The 4,208-nt window shown below is 28.7% G+C and carries 4 protein-coding genes; all 4 read right to left on the reverse strand.

Translation table 11 applies throughout. The features are described 5' to 3' along the window. Nucleotides 1–281: hypothetical protein (locus F3G69_RS09125; protein WP_149715053.1), on the reverse strand; the 281-nt coding region annotated here is incomplete at its 3' end. A 20-nt stretch (nucleotides 282–301) separates the two neighbouring features. Then, entirely contained in the window at nucleotides 302–1,468 is a 1,167-nt protein-coding gene (locus F3G69_RS09130; protein WP_107709838.1) for a DegT/DnrJ/EryC1/StrS family aminotransferase, read from the reverse strand. Continuing rightward, nucleotides 1,449–3,011: a hypothetical protein gene (locus tag F3G69_RS09135; protein ID WP_149715054.1), complete on the reverse strand. Its 1,563-nt coding sequence runs from the start codon at nucleotides 3,009–3,011 to the stop codon at nucleotides 1,449–1,451. Before F3G69_RS09135 ends, F3G69_RS09130 begins: the two co-directional genes overlap by 20 nt. 95 nt (nucleotides 3,012–3,106) lie before the next feature. Then, a partial coding sequence (locus F3G69_RS09375) for a polysaccharide deacetylase family protein (protein ID WP_188115362.1) occupies nucleotides 3,107–4,208 on the reverse strand: 1,102 nt, incomplete at its 5' end.

Here is a 4,208-nt window from a genome sequence, read left to right on the forward strand (position 1 = left end):
CTATACAATACGATAGTTTTAATATTATTTTTTTTGATAATATTAATCAAATCAGAATTGTTTTTAATAGCTTCATATTTTTTTGTTAGTGGATAATTCTTTCTCAATAAATCGCTAAAAAACATCTGAAATAACTGAGAAAAATTTAATGAACCATTTTTTAATAACTTAAATACCCTACTAATGGAAGACGACTCATCTAAAACGATCATAAATTTGCTTTGATCTATTTGATTAATAAATTTTCTTCCTATTTTATCGTTCCCAACTACAACCAACATAACAAGTCCTATATTTAATTTTATACCCAATTTGGGAAATTTATGCTTTTTTTACTATATTCTAAACTAACAGGATACTCTCCTTGCTTAAACGGTGCGTAAGCTTTTAAGTATGGTATAGAGTATTCTATAAGAATGCCTAATTGGATGCCCATTTTTCTATACTTTTCCAACCAGTATGCCCTATCGTCAACCAGTGCAACACAATGACTATATGTAGCACCCTCTATATCATTTTTAAATTCGCACTTCAATCCACCAACATTTTTTATCCACTTCCTAGCATTTTTAATTCTATTATTCAATATAAAATCATATTTCCTCAACTGACTAAGTCCTATCCTTGCCTCTAGTCTAGATGGTCTAATATTCCAATCATTCGGAAAATATATTTTGTCTTCTTCAAAGTATTTAACAAATCTATCAAGCATTTTTCTTCTTTCAAGACAATTAACAAAGAAATACACATAACTATTGAAAGCAATATTTACGGCTATAAAATATATAAATCTCTTAAAAGACTTCAATAAACCACCACTTCTCAAATTTTCTACTTTCCACGTTACCAACTTATCAAATGTGTCTTGAGAATTTGTGAGCACCATGCCTCCAAATATAGAATTTATAATTTTACTTATATTTGAACCAAATATGGATGCATCTCCGAATTTGGTAACTAGTAATCCATTCCATTTTGCACCGTAGCTATGTGCAACATCTTGTATCACATATATTTTATTGCCATACAAAAGCTCTGCTTCTTTGACAATATCTTGAATTGCTTCAACATCCATAGGATAACCAAATAAATGTGTTACTATTATTGCTCTAGTTTTTTTATTAATGGCTTTTTTTAATAAAGAAATATCCATATTAAAACTATCTTTATCGCTATCCACAAAAACTGGTATATTACCACTTAGCACAATAGCATTTGGAACAACTACACACGTATATGCAGGACATATAATTTCATAATTTTTAAGTTGCCATATATTTAAAAGTGCGTACAATCCAGTTCTTCCATGCTGAAACATTACTCCGTATTTATTTTCAAATTTCTTTGCAAACTCTTTTTCGTAGGTTTCTATTGGGGTTTTTTGAAAAATATTTAAAGCAGCAATCCAATCACAAAATGTATAATTTGGTTTCAATCTAGGTATAAGTTTAAACATTTTTAAACTCAACTATACTGCTGTCTTTAATAATTGCATCTTTTGGTAAAAGATAACCACTTGAAGCCATATGAATAACCTTTGATTTTCCGACATGTCCGATCTCTATACAATTCTTAGGTCTTTGAATCTTTTCTTTTACAATGATTTTATCTTTTAAAAAAACAAATTTTCGTTTCACACATCCATCTATTTTATTTTTACCAGTCATTAACAATCTAACAATAAATTTTTTAAATAAATCACCAAGGAAAACGGACTTAAAAATAGACATAGAAAACATCCTTAAAACAACAAAACTTAGGGGAGTTGGCAGAGACTCATTCGTACAATAAAAAGAAGCAACTATTTCACTATTGGTAAAATTAATTTTATCATCAAATTTTTGAGATGAAATTTTCTTACCATTTTTTAAAGCACCAAACAATCCACCATCCTCAATGCATACACTATTATTTTTATCAAAAACCTTTAAAACACCGCCTTTTTTAAAATTAAGTATTGCAAAATATTTTATATTTGAAAACATATAAATTCCAGCTTTTTCAAATATCTTCTCTCCAGTTTTTAAAAAAAATGGAGAAATGCTAGAGTTAGTAATACAATGTTCTATCTTATCGTAATTTAGGGCAGCTACAGCATAAGAATTCAAAAGAGGGATATAATTGCCAATATCTATATTTTGTGGCAGTATATGTTGCCCCTTTGGCTCTAAAAATTTTGCAATAAGTGCAAATTCTTCTATTTCATTTGCTAAAGAAATGATTCCCCCTGGATAAAATATTTCAGTATTTCTTGATCCATATAATCCCCCAATTGTTCCATTTGGGTGAATAAAAAAACTCAAAAATTTGGCAGATCTTTTTAATGAATCCAATAAATCTTGATCAAATGTTATCATATAAGCACAATACAAATAATAAGTACATAAGGTTTGATAGCCAGGATCGGCTCCTTCATATTCTTTATACCAACCTTCTTCGGATTGATTATCATAGATAAGTCCTAATAGTTCTTTGTAACGAGAGTTTGTTTCCCCAGTTATTTTATTCCACAAAGCTATTGCCGCAACACCTGTTGCTAGATGATTTGATATGATCGCGTGTTTTTCATCATGTTTTGTAATAAAATGCACTAAAGGCCGTATAATGTTTAAATAATCATTTTTACACTTTTCATCCAAGTAGTTATCTAGATAAAAAATACAAGACAATACATCAAACGCAACCAAAGCTGTTACGCAAAACGAATTTTCAGCAGGATAGGCCTCGCACACTGACCCATTTTTATCAATAATATTTTTTATAGCTAAAATTGCAGAATCTATTACATTAAAAATAAATTTTTTCTCTTCGACTTTTTCAAATAGTCCTAATTTTATAGCTATAGCCAAACTATGTACTCCGCCTTGCATTGTTGAATTTGAAAAATCTTTTATTTTCCAAGCCCAAAATTCTCGGTCTCCATACCCATATGTAGCAGAGTATTTATCTGTATTGTATAAATTTAAAAGTTTAGTTAAATTTTCTTTCAATATTTTCTTATAAGGATTCATACATGATCCTTAAAACATTTTTAATGCTTTTAATATTTTTTAGATGCTTTAAAATTTTTATATTGCCAAAACTATTGTATTTATAATTACCGCTGTTAAAAAGCACTCAGAAGCTCCTCATAAAATAAATGCCAATTGTAGTCAGAGCTACATACTCTTTGATGCCAAGAAATTGAAACACATGTCGTTTTAGAAAATTTTTTTGACCTATTTAATACTAATTTTGCAGCATTAAATACATCTTGTTTAAGCCCATAATCATAAATATTCGAATCCATAATAACTTGTGGGATTACTTCATAGTCATAAGCTTTTTTACTTTTAAAGTCGTATGGATTATACATGCTGGCAATTCCGCTCCTAAAGCCCATTCTATCGTTCCAGCCCAAAGTAGAATCAAATAAAAACAATCTATTATGTATATCTGGGGTAGTATCTTCGCTGTAATTAAGCCAATGTTGTCTTGTTTTTACTATTTTAATTCCCAAAATTCTTTCTAATTCATCCTTTTCATACTGCAACTGATTACAATTTATAGCACTATTATAACTACCATGCAAACCTATTTGAAAACCACATTTGTATAAATCTATTAATTTCTTTTGAAGTTTTACATTATTTTTTATATCATATGATGGATCAATTAACCACGACCTAAAACCTCTTGATTTGCCTTTTACATACACGTAGAACGTTGACGTCCTATTATATTTTTTTTCTATATTTACCCAATCGTCAAAGCACCAATATGATGTATTTGAAAAAGCAAATTTAAATAATTCAAGTATTTTTTTAAAACAATAGACGGGCCTTGTCATCAACCTAAAAACATTTACGGCATTAAAAACTGTTTGTTTTATCTTTAGCTGAATTGTTTTTTCAATATAGTCTACATCATGCGATAAATCAATAATGTCTTTTTGCTTTTTGCCAAAAACCAAATCTTTAAAATTTATATGTAAAAAATATTCCAATTCATTAAATAAAATATTTACAATAGGGATATCAAAACTATCTTTATCTTGCCTAGGATGTCTCAAGCTATAGCTGCCAATATTCTTACCACCCATTTCACTAGCATATTCCTCATACCTAGATAAAAAAACAAATGCGTTCCAGAATATATCATAAGCCAAATCAAAACCTCTTTGATTTGTATCGGTATTATTTAAAATAAATAGATCATCTTTTATATAC

This window comes from Campylobacter concisus (assembly GCF_902460625.1).
Lineage (GTDB): Bacteria > Campylobacterota > Campylobacteria > Campylobacterales > Campylobacteraceae > Campylobacter_A > Campylobacter_A concisus_AD.